Consider the following 15,862-nt stretch of genomic DNA (forward strand, 5'->3'; position numbering starts at 1 on the left):
ACTACCGTCATAAACCACCGTTTAGAAATGACAATAAAAAAGCCGCATAATGCGGCTTTTTTATTGTCATCAAGACTTAACTACATGGTGACACTGACGGATAAGTCACCGACACGATTAAGGACATAACGAACTCGAACGATGGTATCTTCTGCATTTGTGTATTGCTGACGAGATATCACCCCTTTCTTAATCCAGACCGAAAGCATGGCATCCACACCATCTTCGCTCAAAGAAAAACGCCGAGCTAACTCTTGCTGGGTGATGCTACCTTTCGCTTCAATCGCAGCTTTGAGATCCGTTAATATCACGCGACAGGAACCTCGATCATTCGCTGCTTACGCCCAGTTTTCTTCAACATCCAGTAGGTGGCAAGAGCAATCAGAGTGATGGTCGTAACCCAAGCTAAACTTGACACCGGATGTTCAGAAACATGCGTTAGTTGGTAGTACATTACGGCTGAACCGTAAGCAAGTCCCATCGTCCACACCGCGATAAAGCGAGCATAAGCCACCCCAAATTCACGCACATAAGCCCCCATCGCAGCAACACAAGGGGTATAAAGCAGAATAAAAATCAGGTAAGCAAACGCGACATGCCCATCCACAAAATAAGAGTGCAAGTTGCCAAAGATCGACGCATCAACTTCTTGCTCTTGCGCGACCGCATTCGTATCGGTCAGATCACCAACTTCAATCCCCAGTGGATCACTAAAACTGAGTCCGGCTAAGTTTTCCGGAATGGTCATTACGGCTTCCTGAAGACTCGCAAGCAAATCATATTCAGGCGTATCTTCAGCATCGACTGACGTGGAGTAAAGACTATTCAAGGTTCCCACAACCGCTTCTTTAGCAAAAATACCCGTAATAATACCTACGGTTGCTGGCCAGTTTTGTTGAGAAATCCCCATTGGCGCAAAGACCGGAGTGACAAACTGTGCAGCCTTAGAAAGCACTGATTTGTCGCTATTTTCATTACCAAATGAACCATCAGTACCCACTGAGTTCAAAAAGCTCAAGATCGTAACTACAATCACAATTGTTTTTCCTGCCCCCATCACAAAGCGCTTTAGCTTCTGCCACGTTTTGAGCACCACGTTTTGCAAAGTCGGAATTTCATAATCTGGCATTTCCATGATTAAGCTTTCACTTACACCAGGGTACAAGGTTTTTTTCAGAATCAAGCCTGTGAAGACGGCTGCCACAATGCCTAATAAATAGAGCGCGAACACAACGTTCTGACCACTCTGTGGAAAAAATGCCGCGGCAAACAAGGCATAAACAGGCAAGCGAGCACCACATGACATAAAGGGAGCCATTGATGCTGCAAGCTTACGCTCACGCTCTTGATCTAATGTCCGGGTGGCCATAATAGAAGGGACGTTACAACCAAAGCCAAGCACGAGCGGCACAAACGCTTTGCCCGGCAAACCGATTCTCTGCATCACTTTATCTAGTACAAACGCTGCACGCGACATGTAACCAGAACTCTCTAACACCGCTAAAAAAAGGTATAGACAAGCAATCACAGGAATAAAGGTGGCAACCGTTTGGATACCTCCACCAACCCCATTAGCAATCAAAGTCACTAACCAAACTGGCAAATGGTCATCAAGCAAATAATGCCCGCCATCCACCAGAAGCGCACCGACGCTTATGTCGAAGAAATCAATAAAGGCACTGCCAATATTGATCGAAAACATAAACATCACGTACATCACCGCAAAGAAGAAAGGAATTCCTACCCATTTATTGAGAATGATACGATCCGCTTTCTGTGTGAATTTATGGCTCAACTTGCCTTCTGAACGTCGCACATGAGTGCACAAATCATGCAGATAGGTGTAACGCACATTCGCAACCAGCAAATCGATGTCCATAGTAGCTGAGTTCTGAACCTCACGAACTTTCTGGCGATCACTTTCTTTTAGGCTGTTGATCACTAACAAATCATTTTCGAGCGCTCGGATTGCTAGCGCTCGTGATGTCACCGTTTGGTCGACAAAGGTGGATTCTAGCTGGGAAATGAGTTGTTCAAAGTCATCGCCATAATTCAAATCAAATTGTTTCAGCGCGATACCTTGTACCACAATCTTATGTAGTTTTTCCTGAAAACGGCGTACTTGCTCTTTGTTGTTAGCGGAAAGTGCAATCACAGGACAGCCGAGAAACAGTTCCAATTGCTTAAGATCAAGATGAACACGCTCTCGTTTCAGAGCATCCATTTTATTAAGCACGACGATCATAGGACGACGCAATTCGCGTAGTTGAAGCGTCATATAAAGACTACGTTCAAGACAAGTGGCGTCAACCACATTAATGATCACATCGGCGGGGTGTGTAAGTACCGCACGTGAAGCGATCGATTCATCAATACTGTTGTCATCATTACCGCTGTCTAAAGCATAAATGCCGGGTAAATCCGTTAGCAAGAACTCATCACCAGCATGAGTAAAACGTCCCGTCTTTTTCTCAACGGTCACCCCAGCCCAGTTACCTACTTGCTGTTTCGCTCCCGTCAGTCCGTTAAAAAGCGTTGTTTTACCGCTGTTAGGGTTACCAACGGTGAGAACTTGATACTTCATGACGCTTTCTCCACCTCAATACTGGCCGCGATATTTTCACGCAAAGCAATCGACACACCTCGAACCTCAACTTGAAGAGGATCGCCCATAGGCGCTCGTCGGACTAACACCACCTCCGTGTTGGGTAGGACTCCCATGACCATGAGTTTCTTTCTAACGGTTTCAGAAAGACCTTCTAATGCGAGAATAACACCACGCTCGCCCGCTTTCAGCTGTGACAATTTCATGTTCGTTACTTTTTAATAAAAGAAAGTGTTAATAAGAAATATTACCATTAATGATAAGCCACATTATCATAAAGGACATAACGTTTTTTTGCGTGAAAACAAAGTTTGCTCAGTCATACCTAACGTCACTTTCGTCAAAAGAATTCCCGTCAAAAACGTCAAAGGTGATGTAAGAAAAATCTTCACATGCAACCAAAGCACATAAGAAATCCGACAAAATAAAAATAAACCATAAAAATCAATAAGATAATCAACACCAATAAACGTTGTCGTTTTTCTATGTAACGTTGTCGTTAATTTTATAAGTAAAATAAGTCGGTGAGATTATAGTGAAAGCGTTGAAAGGACATCCCTCCTAGAGACAAGAATTCCAGAGGTGATATGACTATGTTGTATCACTCCGGCAGCAAGCGAAGGTGTCGTTGACACCCGTGGTATAGTCCCCCCGGCTATACCACGATATTTTTTTCTAGGCTTTCTCTTCTCAAGACCACACTCATCTTTACATCACGACAATAAAATAACGCCTTGAATTCGTAGTCATTAAGATTCTTGATCTTCAATAAATTGACTCGGAGATAAACCAAAGTGATGTTTAAAACGTTGGCTAAAGTAGGAAGGGTCATTAAATCCACAGTCAAAGGCCACTTGAGCAATTTTTGCCCCACTCAATAAACTCTGGCAGGCTTTCTCCAAACGTAACTCATTCAATGATTCTTTAAATGTTTTTCCCGTTGCGGCTTTGAAGCGACGCTGCAAACTACGCTCGGAAACATAGAGGGATTGTGCTGCCGTTGATGTCGTAAAGTTAGGATCACTGTAATTTTGCTCAATAAGCTTTTCCAGCTTACTCAACCACTCTTTTTCCACATCATCAATGGCTGACTTCTGTTCGATTTCAACCACTTCTTGCTTGAGCGATTCGATCTCTGGAATCGAGGCGAGTGGCCACGCGAGCTCAATCACATTGCGCTCTTTCAGAACTAATACTCGCAGCTCCCCACCACTTCGACTAATGAGTTCCTGTAATGGATAGGTGCCAAAACCTGTTAATGTCACCAACATTGATCCAAGATTTTGAATCGGTGAACCAAAATCAGAAAAAATGAGAACGGCTTGTTCATCTCTCGCTTCTAGTTGGATCTGTAATTCTTGATATTTATAAAGTCGTTTAATCGCATCCGTCAAAATCGCGTTAAACAGTACATCAAGATTAAATTGGCGGACTTCGATAAAGCGAGTTTCACCGTGGTAAATAAGCTTGATTGCCGCTTTACTGTACTCTTCCTGCCAACTCTTTAAGGCTGACTCGATCAGTAAGTGTAAATCATGAAACTTACTCTCCTCTGCATCACCACGATGCATAAAGTGCAACTGTGCCAATTCTTGCTTCACTTTATTCAGGGGAGCGTCAAACTCATTCCAACCTCGAACTTTGGCATACGATGATAGGTGCCTTAATGATGGGTCTACGCTCTCTAAAACCTTTCCTAATAAATTGTGGTGAAGTTGCAGTTGCTTTCGCAATTGATGGTTATTGCTCAATACTATTTTACTTTGATGGCGCAACTGACTCGTTTTCAGATCAACTTGCGCCTTTAACTTTCGGTTAGCGCCAACAATCATGCGGGTTCGCCACCAAAACGCCACAGCAAGTAGCCCGAATAAAGCCACAACATAACCAACAATCGCCACTGAAGTCATGTACCAAGGCTCCATCACTTCAAAATCAAACAATGCTTCCGTTCGATAGCGCTGAATAGGGTTTGCACTACGCACTTTTAGGCGATATTTACCGGGTAATAACTTATCAAAACTCAACAGAGCCCAATCAAATCGTTGCCACTGTTGATCATCATTCAATTTGTATTCTAACGATTGGCTGCGCGCAGAAGGCAAAGCCCCAAACTGGAAACTGATCGCATCGCCATAACGAATCTTCAGAGGATGGGGGGTACGATACCCCAACAACTTAGGCCTATGGTTAACGCTCACTTGGCTAAACATAACCTGAATATTAGGTAAATTTGATACTGCCAATTCTTCCGTGTTGACTTTCACTATTCCCAATTGTGAACCAATAACCAGAGATGAACTTTCTTTTTCTTCACCGACTGCGCAAGAGGCGGGAAGAAATTCATGGCTGATTAAACCATAAGGGGCGCTAAAGTTTTTATTCAATTGACCTTGGTCGCTATAGTGGCTTATTCCCTGCGATGAAATAAACCACATACCTTGTTTGGATTCAGCAATACACAGAGGTTGAATATTCTCTTCAATTAATTCTACTGGTACCGCTTCCGGTTGATCTTGATGCCACAAAAAAACACCATAAGCGCCAATAATCCAGACATCACCCAAGGCATTTTGCGCCACTTGCACAATTTCACCATAACGATGACTGGAGAAATCGAAACGAATCTGTTTTCCAAATAAAGAGTAAGCGCCATGCTCAGTGCCAATAACAATGCCTTGCTCTACAGCGGCAAGAAAGGTGATTCGAGATGGTGAAAATTGTTTAACCATCCATTCCGAACCATAATCCACAAAGCTTTGCTGAATGATTGAATATGACCAAATCTGGTGATTACTTGAACCCCATAAGTTACCGCTGCCGTCAATAGTGAGGTGTTCAACTGGTGTTTGTAGCAATGCTAGCGGTAGATGAGGAGTGTCAATACTACGACGAGAAAGATTATAACGAGCCAATCCTTTGTCTGTTGCTATCCATATATTCTCACCGTTGATGGCAAAGTCGTTGACCTTACCGGGATAGATGAGGTGTTTACGTAAATCATCAGCGACATTGAAGTTATACAACCCTTGCTGTGTGATGGCCAAATAATCACCATCCGAGTTTAATGCCTTGATTTTACTGATCTGTGCCTTACTACCGTCGTTCGATAATGCTTGAGTAGGGTAACGCGTAAACTGCTGCCCAAATAAAGAATAATAGAACACACCTTTATCGGTTGCGATCCACATTCCCCCCTGAAAATCATTCACCATCGCATAGATTTTTTTACCCAGTAGAGCGTACTCATTATTACTATTACTTTCTAATTGAACTATTTTTCCCGTAATAAAGGAGTAAACATAAAGACCCTCTTCGGTGCCAACCCAATACTCTTTTTCTGTTTCCGCCATGGATAGGACATGCGATGAGCCAATTCGATCAGGTAGTGAGCGCTTGTTTTCAATATCAATAATTAACGCTCCGCGCTTAGAGCCAACCAATAATTCTCGGCGTTTATGAGAGAAATAAAGCTTCTGAACAAAATGTTTTCCGGATTTTTTTACATGAGAAAAGCCTTGTTCGTCAGACAAATAAACACCCACATTCGTCGCTAACGCCCACTTTGAAACCAAGAACTGTGCATCATTTATGACAACCGTACTAGCGCTATTCAATTGATATAACTCATGCAGTGAAAGCGTCGATACTCGCCCACTTCGAATTTCATAGCTGTAGAAATTGTCATTATCTGTCATCCAGATCATACCGTTCGATGAGCCAATCTGATTGATTTGGGTTCCTGGCGTTAGGCTTAACATCAACTCCTTGTGCCCCGCAGGATAGGTTCGAAACAATTCATGTTGTTCAAATGTCCAAAAAGCACTATTTGCGTAAACAATGTGACTCGACGTTTGCGGAAGTACAGAACCACGACGGGGCAGGATATTTTGCCCATCAAAATACATGACTTTTCCATGCACATCATGCATCCAGATACCGCCATCCGTACCAAGATAGAGGTTTTGAGCAACAATGACTTTCCCCTGCTCTTGGATTGGCAAAGGATAAAAAACTGACATTGACTTATCTAAAGCCAACACCAGTGAAGGAAAAATAAGATTCAGCAAGAAGCTGTATAACAATGTGCGATACACGAGTTCCCCTGTCAGCGACAATTTAGAATTCGTGCTTAATAAATCGAAGAGTGAATAGCAGCACAAATTCTCATGCATTCTAACGAATCACTCAACTCTATGCAGTTTGAAAGGCTTAGAAAGCGCGACTTTTTTAAAGTGCGATCAAAAAAAATGCGGCTAAAGCCGCATTTAAATCATAGCGTTGTTCATAGTTTGCTCAAGACTGAGACAAACAACCGTAGTAGCTATCAGCCAGCTGATTGAGAAAAACAAAATAACTGCCTGCATTCAACTCTATTGAGCTTCCCAATGGGTCCAGTACACCAATCTTCGCCGGAGTACCTCTTACCACAGTATCAATAATTGCCGGCTCAAATTGTGGCTCAGCAAAAACACACTTCGCTAACTGTGAATTAAGCGTCTGCTTAATGGCAATAAGTGTTTTGGCGCCAGGCTTACGTTCAGGGCTAACAGTGAAATGCCCAAGATTATTGAGTGCGAAATGCTGCTCGAAATAACCATAAGCATCATGGAATACATAGTAAGGAACGGTGGTGACGGGTTTTAGTTTTTCGCCAATAGCATTGTCGTGCTCCGCTAGGCTTGTTAAGAAGCGAACCAAATTTGCTTGATACAGTTGTTGGTTAACCTCATCAAGTGCAATTAACCGCGCCGTGATAACACGAGCGACTTGCCCTGCTTGCTCAATTCCCAACCAAAAATGAGGATCGTGGCTTCCATGATGATGACCATCATGGTCATGTTCCCCTTCTTCATTGTACTCGCGAAGGACTAAATTTGGGGCTTGGCTTAATGTTAAAGCAGATTGACGGTCAACTAATAACTTACTCATAAAGGGTTCAAGATCTTGACCAAACCAAATAACCAAATCCGCTTGTTGAATCCGCTTTACATCTGAAGGGCGGAGCGCATAATCGTGCGGCGAAGCCCCCGAGGGTAACAGTACATCGGGAGTACCAGTGCCTAACATTAATTCATAAGTGATCATCTGTATCGGCTTGATGCTCGTCAGCACCTCAATGGCACTGACCATTTGGGAAAACAGTGAAAGAGCACTCAGTAAAACAAATCTCGGTAGCATGATCGCCGCTCTCCAGTTAGTGGCTTTTATTTTGCCAAGATGTTACTTTATAACATAACCATTTTGCAAATGAGTTCTATTCATGGCTACTCTGATTGAATTGCAGGATATTTGCGTCGATTTTGAACAACGACGCGTGCTTGACAATATCCGTTTAAATCTCACCAAAGGCAATATTACAACGCTTATTGGCCCTAACGGTGCAGGTAAATCAACGTTGGTAAAAGTCATCTTAGGATTACAAACCATCAGTTCAGGTAAAATTATCCGCCAAGCGGGTGTACGCATCGGTTATGTTCCGCAAAAACTCAAACTTAACGATACTTTGCCACTGACTGTGAATCGATTTTTAAAACTCGCTGGGCGCTTTAGTCCTCAAGAGTTGTCAGAAGCACTACGCCTTGTCGGGGGGGAACACCTACAAACTAACGACATGCATAAGCTATCTGGCGGCGAAACTCAACGAGTGTTGCTAGCGAGGGCATTATTACAAAGGCCTGATCTACTTGTGTTAGATGAGCCTGCGCAAGGGGTCGATGTCCAAGGGCAAATCGACTTGTATGACCTCATTCATACTCTACGCAACCGCTTTGGCTGCGCCGTGTTGATGGTTTCTCACGATTTACATTTGGTGATGGCAAAAACCGATGAAGTCATCTGTTTACAGCACCATGTATGCTGCTCTGGTTCACCCGAGAACATTGCCAAACACCCGAGCTATTTAGCAATGTTTGGTCACCGTAGCCGAGAAACCCTCGCTTTTTATCAACACCACCACGAGCATCACCACCACGATTTATCCGGCTTACCGGTTAAAGGCAAAGCAAGTGCTTGCTCACACCACTCACATGGTCATCACAAACATGATTGAATTTCTTTTGCCGTCTCTGCTCGCCGGTCTTGGTATTGCCATTATCGCCGGTCCTTTAGGCTCCTTTGTGGTCTGGCGCAAAATGGCCTATTTCGGAGATACGCTTGCCCATGCCTCCTTACTTGGTCTAGCGCTGGGTTTTTTACTCGACATCAATTTGTACCTCGCCTTGTTAGTTTGCTGTTTAGGTATGGCAGCAATTTTAGTCGCAATGCAAAAGCAAAAACTCATCGCGACCGATACCCTACTCGGTATCATGGCGCACAGTGCGTTATCGCTCGGTATGATTGCGGTGAGTTTTCTCGATAATGTCCGCATCGATTTGATGAGCTATCTGTTTGGTGACTTACTTGCGATTAGCCCGTCAGATCTCACCTTTATCTGGTTAGGTGTGGCGACGGTGAGCCTGATTGTTTATCTGCTTTGGCAACCACTGTTGAGTACCAGTGTTAACGAAGAGTTGGCTTTTGTGGAAGGAACCAATACTGACCTGATGCGGCTAATTTTGATGCTACTGATTGGTCTAGTGATCGCCGTGGGTATGAAATTTGTTGGTGCTTTGATCATGGGGTCGCTGTTAATCATCCCCGCGGCCACCGCTCGTCGCCTTTCACGCACTCCAGAAGCCATGGCGTTTTGGGCAATTGGACTGGGTGTATTAAGTGTGATCGGTGGTTTGGCGCTATCTTGGCATTTTGATACTCCAGCGGGCCCTTCGGTGGTCGTCTCTGCCGCAGCTTTATTTATACTCACTCAGTTTAAACGAGTCGCTTAGCACTGTTTCACATTGGCTGTTCGCAAAAAGAAACCCCGAAGCTGTGTTCGGGGTTTTTTATCATCTGAGTTAGTAATCGCGGTAGATTACCAACCAGTCACTTCACGCAGTGCTTTACCAATATCGGCAAGACTTTTTACCGTCTTCACGCCCGCAGACTCAAGCGCTGCGAATTTCTCTTCAGCAGTACCTTTACCACCAGAGATGATCGCACCAGCATGACCCATACGTTTGCCCGGAGGAGCCGTTACACCGGCGATATAAGAAACGACAGGTTTTGTGACGTTAGCTTTGATAAAGGCAGCCGCTTCTTCTTCTGCAGTACCACCGATTTCACCGATCATCACAATCGCTTCTGTCGCTGGATCTTCTTGGAACATCTTCAGGATGTCGATGAAGTTTGAACCTGGGATTGGGTCGCCACCGATGCCCACACAGGTTGACTGGCCGAAACCCTCATCAGTGGTCTGTTTCACCGCTTCATAAGTCAAAGTACCAGAGCGAGAAACGATACCCACTTTACCTTTCTTGTGAATGTGTCCCGGCATGATGCCAATCTTACATTCGTCAGGTGTGATCACACCAGGGCAGTTAGGGCCGATCATACGAACGCCAGTCTGTTCCAGCTTCACTTTGACATCAATCATGTCAGTGGTTGGAATACCTTCGGTGATCGTCACGATCAGCTTGATGCCCGCATCGATCGCTTCCAGAATCGCATCTTTACAGAATGGTGCTGGTACGTAGATAACTGTGGCAGTTGCGCCAGTCACTTCAACGGCTTCACGAACCGTATTAAATACAGGCAAACCTAGATGAGTTGTACCGCCTTTACCTGGCGATACACCGCCAACCATTTGTGTGCCATAAGCAATCGCCTGTTCAGAGTGGAAAGTACCCTGACCACCGGTGAAACCCTGACAAATGACTTTAGTGTCTTTATTGATAAGAATCGACATTATTTGCCCTCCGCCGCGGCAACTACTTTTTGAGCTGCGTCTGTCAGAGATACAGCTGCAATAATATCTAGACCTGATTCTGCCAGTACTTTACGTCCAAGTTCTGCGTTTGTGCCTTCAAGACGCACAACCACAGGAACGCTTACACCAACTTCCTTAACCGCACCGATAATGCCTTCTGCAATCATGTCGCAGCGCACAATGCCACCAAAGATGTTCACCAGTACGGCTTTTACATTGGTATCAGACAAAATAATCTTGAACGCTTCCGCAACGCGCTCTTTGGTCGCGCCACCACCTACATCAAGGAAGTTTGCAGGTTTTCCGCCGTGCAAGTTAACAATGTCCATGGTACCCATTGCTAGGCCAGCACCGTTAACCATGCAACCTACGTTGCCATCTAGCGCCACGTAGTTCAGTTCCCATTTCGCTGCGTGTGCTTCACGCGCATCTTCTTGAGAAGCATCGTGCATTTCACGCAGTTTTGGTTGGCGGTACATCGCATTTGAGTCGATGTTGATTTTACCGTCTAGACACAGCAAATTGCCTTCAGCAGTAATCACCAGCGGGTTGATTTCCAGCAGCGCGAGGTCGTATTGAGCAAACATTTCACCCAAGCCCATGAAAATTTTCACGAACTGTTTGATTTGGTCACCTTGCAGGCCCAGCTTAAACGCCAACTCACGGCCTTGGTAGGCTTGAGGGCCAACCAGTGGATCGATCGCTGCTTTGTGGATCAGTTCTGGCGTTTCTTCTGCGACTTTCTCAATTTCCACACCACCTTCAGTCGATGCCATGAAAACGATACGGCGAGTAGAACGGTCAACCACCGCACCAAGATAGAGTTCATTCGCGATGTTTGATGCTTCTTCAACCAGAATTTTTGAAACAGGTTGGCCATTCGCATCGGTTTGATAAGTTACTAGGTTTTTACCTAGCCACTTTTGTGCAAAGGCTTTTACGCCATCTTTAGTATCGTGCAGTTCAACGCCACCTGCTTTACCACGTCCACCAGCGTGAACTTGACATTTTACGACTTTCTTCGCTGTGCTGATGCGTCCTGCTGCTTCAAACGCTTCTTGTGGCGTATCACAAGCATAACCTTCCGGTACAGGCAAACCGAATTCTGCAAACAGCTGTTTAGCTTGATATTCATGCAAATTCATTGTGTTGTTCCATTTGTTTATTGTTCTTCCATAGAGTCCAATTCGACTGAACTTTACGTTTGTAGGGTCACTCTTGAGCGAGTAGCCAATCTTTGGCCAAAGCCAGGTCGGACGTTGAGCGTGTCCGACCCTTGTCAATTAATCACTCAGAAATCTGAGTCATCAATTGTTTAAACATCGAGCAGCAGACGTGCTGGATCTTCTAGCAACTCTTTCACAGTCACTAAGAAACCAACTGACTCACGACCATCAATAGAACGGTGGTCATAAGACAGTGCTAGATACATCATTGGCAGAATTTCAATCTTGCCATCCACCACCATGGCGCGGTCTTGGATCTTATGCATACCCAAAATAGCGGCTTGTGGTGGGTTAATGATTGGCGTAGACATCAGTGAACCAAACACGCCACCGTTGGTGATAGTGAAGTTACCGCCAGTCAGCTCGTCTACGGTCAATTTACCGTCACGGCCTTTTTCTGCCAGCTCTTTGATGCCTTTTTCAATTTGCGCCAAGCTCAAGGTATCGCAGTTTTTCAGTACTGGAGTAACCAGACCACGTGGGGTTGATACGGCAATGCTCACATCAAAGTAGTTGTGGTAAACCAGATCATCACCATCGATAGACGCGTTGACTTCTGGGTAACGCTTCAGCGCTTCAGTGACGGCTTTCACGTAGAACGACATAAAGCCCAGACGGATGCCATGACGTTTTTCGAACACATCTTGGTACTGCTTACGCATATCCATGATCGGTTTCATGTTCACTTCATTAAACGTCGTCAGCATAGCCGTGTTATTTTTCGCTTCCAACAGACGCTCAGCGATACGCTTACGCAGACGTGTCATTGGCACGCGTTTTTCACTGCGACCGACTACAGGAGCCAGCGCTGCAACAGGGGCTTCAGCTTTCACAGCCGGTTTGGCTTTGTTCGCTGCTAAGTGAGCTTCGATGTCTTCGCGGGTAATACGACCGCCCACACCAGAACCTTTAACTTGACTTGCTTCCAAGTTATGTTCAGCAAGCAGACGGCGTACCGCAGGGCTCAGGGCATCATTGCTTTCTTCTGTCAGTGACGCTTTATGGCGTTTGTCTGGTGACGGCTCAGTAGCATCCGGTGTATCTTGTGTTGGTTCACCAGCAACAACTCCTGGCTTCAAACGAGCCAGAAGCTGTTTAGAAAGTACGGTCGCACCTTCTTGTTCCAGAATCGTTTCTAATACGCCCGCTTCTGGCGCTGGAACTTCCAGTACCACTTTGTCGGTTTCGATTTCAACAATCACTTCATCACGAGCTATCACATCGCCCGGTTTTTTGTGCCACGTGGCAACAGTGGCATCCGCAACTGATTCAGGCAAATCTGGAACCAGAATTTCAATGGTCATAATGGTATCTTCCTTATACTTCTAGTTCTTAGCTAGGGTCAGAGCGTCTTCAATCAACGCTTTTTGTTGTTTCATGTGCACCGACATATAGCCAACTGCAGGTGATGCAGAAGCTGGTCGACCTGCATATTTCAAATCAGCACCCGCTGGAATTGCAGCACGGAAATTATGCTGGCTGCTATACCAAGCACCTTGGTTCTGTGGTTCTTCCTGACACCAAACGTAATCCACCACATTGGTGTAATTCGCAATGGCCGCTTGTACCTCTTCTTGAGGGAACGGGTACAACTGTTCAATACGAACAATCGCGACATCTTTCTGCTCATTGGCTCGGCGCTGTTCCAGTAGATCGTAATAAACCTTACCGGAACAGAACACGACACGCTTCACTTGTGTCGCTTCCAATGCATCGATTTCCGCAATCGCTGCTTGGAAAGTACCATGAGCAAGATCTTCCATACTCGATACACACAGTGGATGACGCAGTAGAGACTTAGGCGACATCACCACCAATGGACGACGCATTGGACGAACCACTTGACGACGAATCATGTGATAGACCTGAGCCGGCGTAGAAGGAACCACAACTTGCATGTTTTGCTCAGCGCATAGTTGCAAATAGCGTTCTAAACGTGCAGAAGAGTGTTCAGGGCCTTGGCCTTCATAGCCATGCGGCAACAACATAGTTAGGCCACACAGGCGACCCCATTTCTGCTCACCAGAGGAAATAAACTGGTCAATTACAACCTGTGCTCCGTTAGCGAAATCACCAAACTGCGCTTCCCACAAGGTTAAGCCGCTTGGTTCTGCTGTTGCGTAACCGTATTCGAATGCCAATACTGCTTCTTCGGACAATACCGAATCAAACACTTCAAACGGGCCTTGCCCTGCATGAATTTGCGCGAGCGGGATGTAAGTGCTGGCATCGTTTTGGTTATGTAGAACCGCATGACGGTGGAAGAAAGTACCACGACCAGAATCCTGACCCGAGATACGAATACGTTTGCCATCATCAACTAGAGTGGCGTAAGCCAACGTTTCCGCCATCCCCCAGTCCAGCATCTTCTCACCTGAAATCATAGCGAGGCGATCTTGATAGATTTTTTCCACACGGCTATGCAGAACATGGCTTTCTGGATATTGGCAAATGCGACGACCGAGGTCTTGCAAACGCTCCATAACATATTCGTTATTCCACGCAATATTCCAATCGTGGCCAAGGTATGGAGACCAGTCAACCGAGTGCATCGCCATAGGACGCCACTCTTTGACCACCACCTCACCGTGATCCAATGCATCGCGATATTCGTTAACGAGTTGAGTGGCGGTTTCTAAATCACACTCGCCACGCTCGGTCAACACATCGGCATACAGCTTACGAGGTGTTGGGTGTTTTTTGATTTTTTGGTACATCAGCGGCTGAGTTGCATTTGGCTCATCCGCTTCGTTATGACCATGACGGCGATAACACACCAGATCGATGACCACATCTCGTTTGAATTCATTACGATAATCCAGCGCTAGACGTGTAACAAACGCCACGGCTTCAGGATCGTCTGAGTTAACGTGGAAAATCGGAGCCTGCACCATCTTGGCGATGTCAGTACAGTACATGGTTGAACGTGTATCGCGTGGGTTTGAAGTGGTAAAGCCCACTTGGTTATTCACCACAATACGTACTGTTCCACCGACGCAGAAACCACGAGCTTGAGACATGTTGAAGGTTTCAGCAACCACACCTTGTCCCGCAATCGCCGAGTCGCCGTGCACTGTGATAGGCAGAACTTTACTGCCATCTTCATCACCAAGACGATCTTGACGTGCACGCACTGAACCCATCACTACTGGGTTAACAATCTCAAGGTGCGAAGGGTTAAAGGCCAACGCTAAGTGAACATCGCCACCCGGTGTCGCAAAGTCTGCTGAGAAACCTTGGTGATATTTAACGTCACCAGTTCCCCAACCTTCACCGTGCTTTCCAGCAAACTCGTCAAACAGATCTTGAGGCTTTTTCCCCAGAACGTTAACTAGCATATTTAAGCGACCACGGTGAGCCATACCGATCACGACTTCACGCATACCGCTAGCACCTGCATGGCGGATCAGTTCTTTGGTCATAGGAACTAAAGCATCACCACCTTCGAGAGAGAAACGCTTGGCGCCAGGGAACTTCGCACCAAGGTAGCGCTCAAGGCCTTCTGCTGCAGTTAACTCTTCAAGGAAAGTGCGCTTTTCATCTTTTGTGAAAATCGGATTGCCAATAACTGGCTCAAGGCGCTGCTGAATCCAGCGTTTTTGTTCAGTGTCAGTGATGTGCATATATTCAGCACCGACAGAACCGCAGTAGATTTTTTGCAGAGATTGATAGATGTCTTTCAACTTCATCGTGTCTTTGCCAATCGCAAAAGAGCCCACGTTGAAGGTTTCTTCCATATCTTCTGGGGTCAAGTTATGGAAAGCAGGATTCAGTTCCACCACTTCAGGGCGGTTCCATAAACCGAGAGGATCAAGCTTGGCAGCCTCATGACCGCGGAAACGGTATGCGTTAATTAGCTGCAGTACTTTAACTTGTTTTGCATCGACTTCAGGATCACTAACTTGGACATTGTAATGCTTTGTCTCTTGGGCGAGTCGTCGGAAGTAGTCACGGACGCGTGAGTGTGGTTGTTCAACCACATTCGTTGGGTGCGTAGGCAGCCCATCAAAAACACGTTTCCACTCCTCACTTACCAGATCGGGATCACTTAGATACAGTTCGTAGAGGTCTTCTACGTAAGTTGCATTGGCGCCAGCCAAGTGTGAAGACTCGAGCCATGCCTTCATCACGCCGTTGTGCATTTTTTTCCCTTAACCAGTAGTTTTCACGTTTGCTGCGGTCTTATCGCCGAGCTATAAAAGGCAGGCCCGAAGGCCTGCAATT

11 protein-coding genes are annotated in these 15,862 nt (G+C 45.6%); 2 read left to right on the plus strand and 9 right to left on the minus strand.

Going from position 1 to position 15,862, the window contains the following annotated elements; all coding sequences use genetic code 11:
- Positions 1-80: 80 nt before the first annotated feature.
- From MKA69_RS00505 to znuA, 5 genes are all read right to left on the minus strand, one after another.
- Complete coding sequence (locus MKA69_RS00505; RefSeq protein ID WP_000604018.1) at positions 81-311, minus strand: FeoC-like transcriptional regulator; 231 nt, start codon at positions 309-311, stop codon at positions 81-83.
- Complete coding sequence (feoB, locus tag MKA69_RS00510) at positions 308-2,584, minus strand: Fe(2+) transporter permease subunit FeoB (protein WP_304572556.1); 2,277 nt, start codon at positions 2,582-2,584, stop codon at positions 308-310. The genes MKA69_RS00505 and feoB overlap by 4 nt, the downstream gene beginning before the upstream one ends.
- Positions 2,581-2,811 carry a FeoA family protein gene (locus tag MKA69_RS00515; RefSeq protein WP_000777867.1) on the minus strand — a complete coding sequence of 77 codons (231 nt, stop codon included), beginning with the start codon at positions 2,809-2,811 and terminating at the stop codon, positions 2,581-2,583. The genes feoB and MKA69_RS00515 overlap by 4 nt, the downstream gene beginning before the upstream one ends.
- A gap of 543 nt (positions 2,812-3,354) precedes the next feature.
- Positions 3,355-6,702, minus strand: coding sequence for a helix-turn-helix domain-containing protein (locus tag MKA69_RS00520; RefSeq protein ID WP_305847348.1), 3,348 nt, complete (start codon positions 6,700-6,702; stop codon positions 3,355-3,357).
- 199 nt (positions 6,703-6,901) lie between these two features.
- A complete protein-coding gene (znuA, locus tag MKA69_RS00525; RefSeq protein WP_095457256.1) occupies positions 6,902-7,786 on the minus strand; it encodes a zinc ABC transporter substrate-binding protein ZnuA in 885 nt (294 codons plus the stop codon).
- 82 nt (positions 7,787-7,868) lie between these two features.
- On the opposite strand from znuA, the gene znuC reads away from it, so the two are divergent.
- Both znuC and znuB read left to right on the plus strand, forming a co-directional pair.
- On the plus strand, positions 7,869-8,657 hold the full coding sequence (gene znuC / locus MKA69_RS00530) for a zinc ABC transporter ATP-binding protein ZnuC (protein ID WP_000212416.1): 789 nt from the start codon (positions 7,869-7,871) through the stop codon (positions 8,655-8,657).
- On the plus strand, positions 8,650-9,432 hold the full coding sequence (gene znuB / locus MKA69_RS00535; RefSeq protein WP_095457281.1) for a zinc ABC transporter permease subunit ZnuB: 783 nt from the start codon (positions 8,650-8,652) through the stop codon (positions 9,430-9,432). Before znuC ends, znuB begins: the two co-directional genes overlap by 8 nt.
- 86 nt (positions 9,433-9,518) lie before the next feature.
- On the opposite strand, the gene sucD is transcribed toward znuB, so the two are convergent.
- The 4 genes from sucD to sucA all read right to left on the minus strand — a co-directional run bounded on the left by sucD (position 9,519) and on the right by sucA (position 15,780).
- Entirely contained in the window at positions 9,519-10,391 is an 873-nt protein-coding gene (sucD, locus tag MKA69_RS00540; RefSeq protein ID WP_000025475.1) for a succinate--CoA ligase subunit alpha, read from the minus strand.
- A complete protein-coding gene (gene sucC, locus MKA69_RS00545; RefSeq protein ID WP_001048577.1) occupies positions 10,391-11,557 on the minus strand; it encodes an ADP-forming succinate--CoA ligase subunit beta in 1,167 nt (388 codons plus the stop codon). Before sucC ends, sucD begins: the two co-directional genes overlap by 1 nt.
- A gap of 170 nt (positions 11,558-11,727) precedes the next feature.
- Positions 11,728-12,942, minus strand: coding sequence for a 2-oxoglutarate dehydrogenase complex dihydrolipoyllysine-residue succinyltransferase (odhB, locus tag MKA69_RS00550; RefSeq protein ID WP_305847349.1), 1,215 nt, complete (start codon positions 12,940-12,942; stop codon positions 11,728-11,730).
- Between the two features lie 21 nt (positions 12,943-12,963).
- Positions 12,964-15,780: a 2-oxoglutarate dehydrogenase E1 component gene (gene sucA / locus MKA69_RS00555; protein WP_305847350.1), complete on the minus strand. Its 2,817-nt coding sequence runs from the start codon at positions 15,778-15,780 to the stop codon at positions 12,964-12,966.
- Positions 15,781-15,862: the final 82 nt, after the last annotated feature.

It is taken from the genome of Vibrio sp. AH4 (assembly GCF_030710545.1).
Taxonomy (GTDB): Bacteria; Pseudomonadota; Gammaproteobacteria; order Enterobacterales; family Vibrionaceae; genus Vibrio; species Vibrio metoecus.

What these genes read in the sequence shown, in the direction of transcription:
- znuB (WP_095457281.1), top strand. Translation starts at nt 8,650, where the DNA reads ATGATTGAATTTCTTTTGCCGTCTCTGCTCGCCGGTCTTGGTATTGCC.
- feoB (WP_304572556.1), bottom strand. Translation starts at nt 2,584, where the DNA reads ATGAAGTATCAAGTTCTCACCGTTGGTAACCCTAACAGCGGTAAAACA.
- MKA69_RS00515 (WP_000777867.1), bottom strand. Translation starts at nt 2,811, where the DNA reads ATGAAATTGTCACAGCTGAAAGCGGGCGAGCGTGGTGTTATTCTCGCA.
- sucD (WP_000025475.1), bottom strand. Translation starts at nt 10,391, where the DNA reads ATGTCGATTCTTATCAATAAAGACACTAAAGTCATTTGTCAGGGTTTC.
- znuA (WP_095457256.1), bottom strand. Translation starts at nt 7,786, where the DNA reads ATGCTACCGAGATTTGTTTTACTGAGTGCTCTTTCACTGTTTTCCCAA.
- znuC (WP_000212416.1), top strand. Translation starts at nt 7,869, where the DNA reads ATGGCTACTCTGATTGAATTGCAGGATATTTGCGTCGATTTTGAACAA.
- sucA (WP_305847350.1), bottom strand. Translation starts at nt 15,780, where the DNA reads ATGCACAACGGCGTGATGAAGGCATGGCTCGAGTCTTCACACTTGGCT.
- sucC (WP_001048577.1), bottom strand. Translation starts at nt 11,557, where the DNA reads ATGAATTTGCATGAATATCAAGCTAAACAGCTGTTTGCAGAATTCGGT.
- odhB (WP_305847349.1), bottom strand. Translation starts at nt 12,942, where the DNA reads ATGACCATTGAAATTCTGGTTCCAGATTTGCCTGAATCAGTTGCGGAT.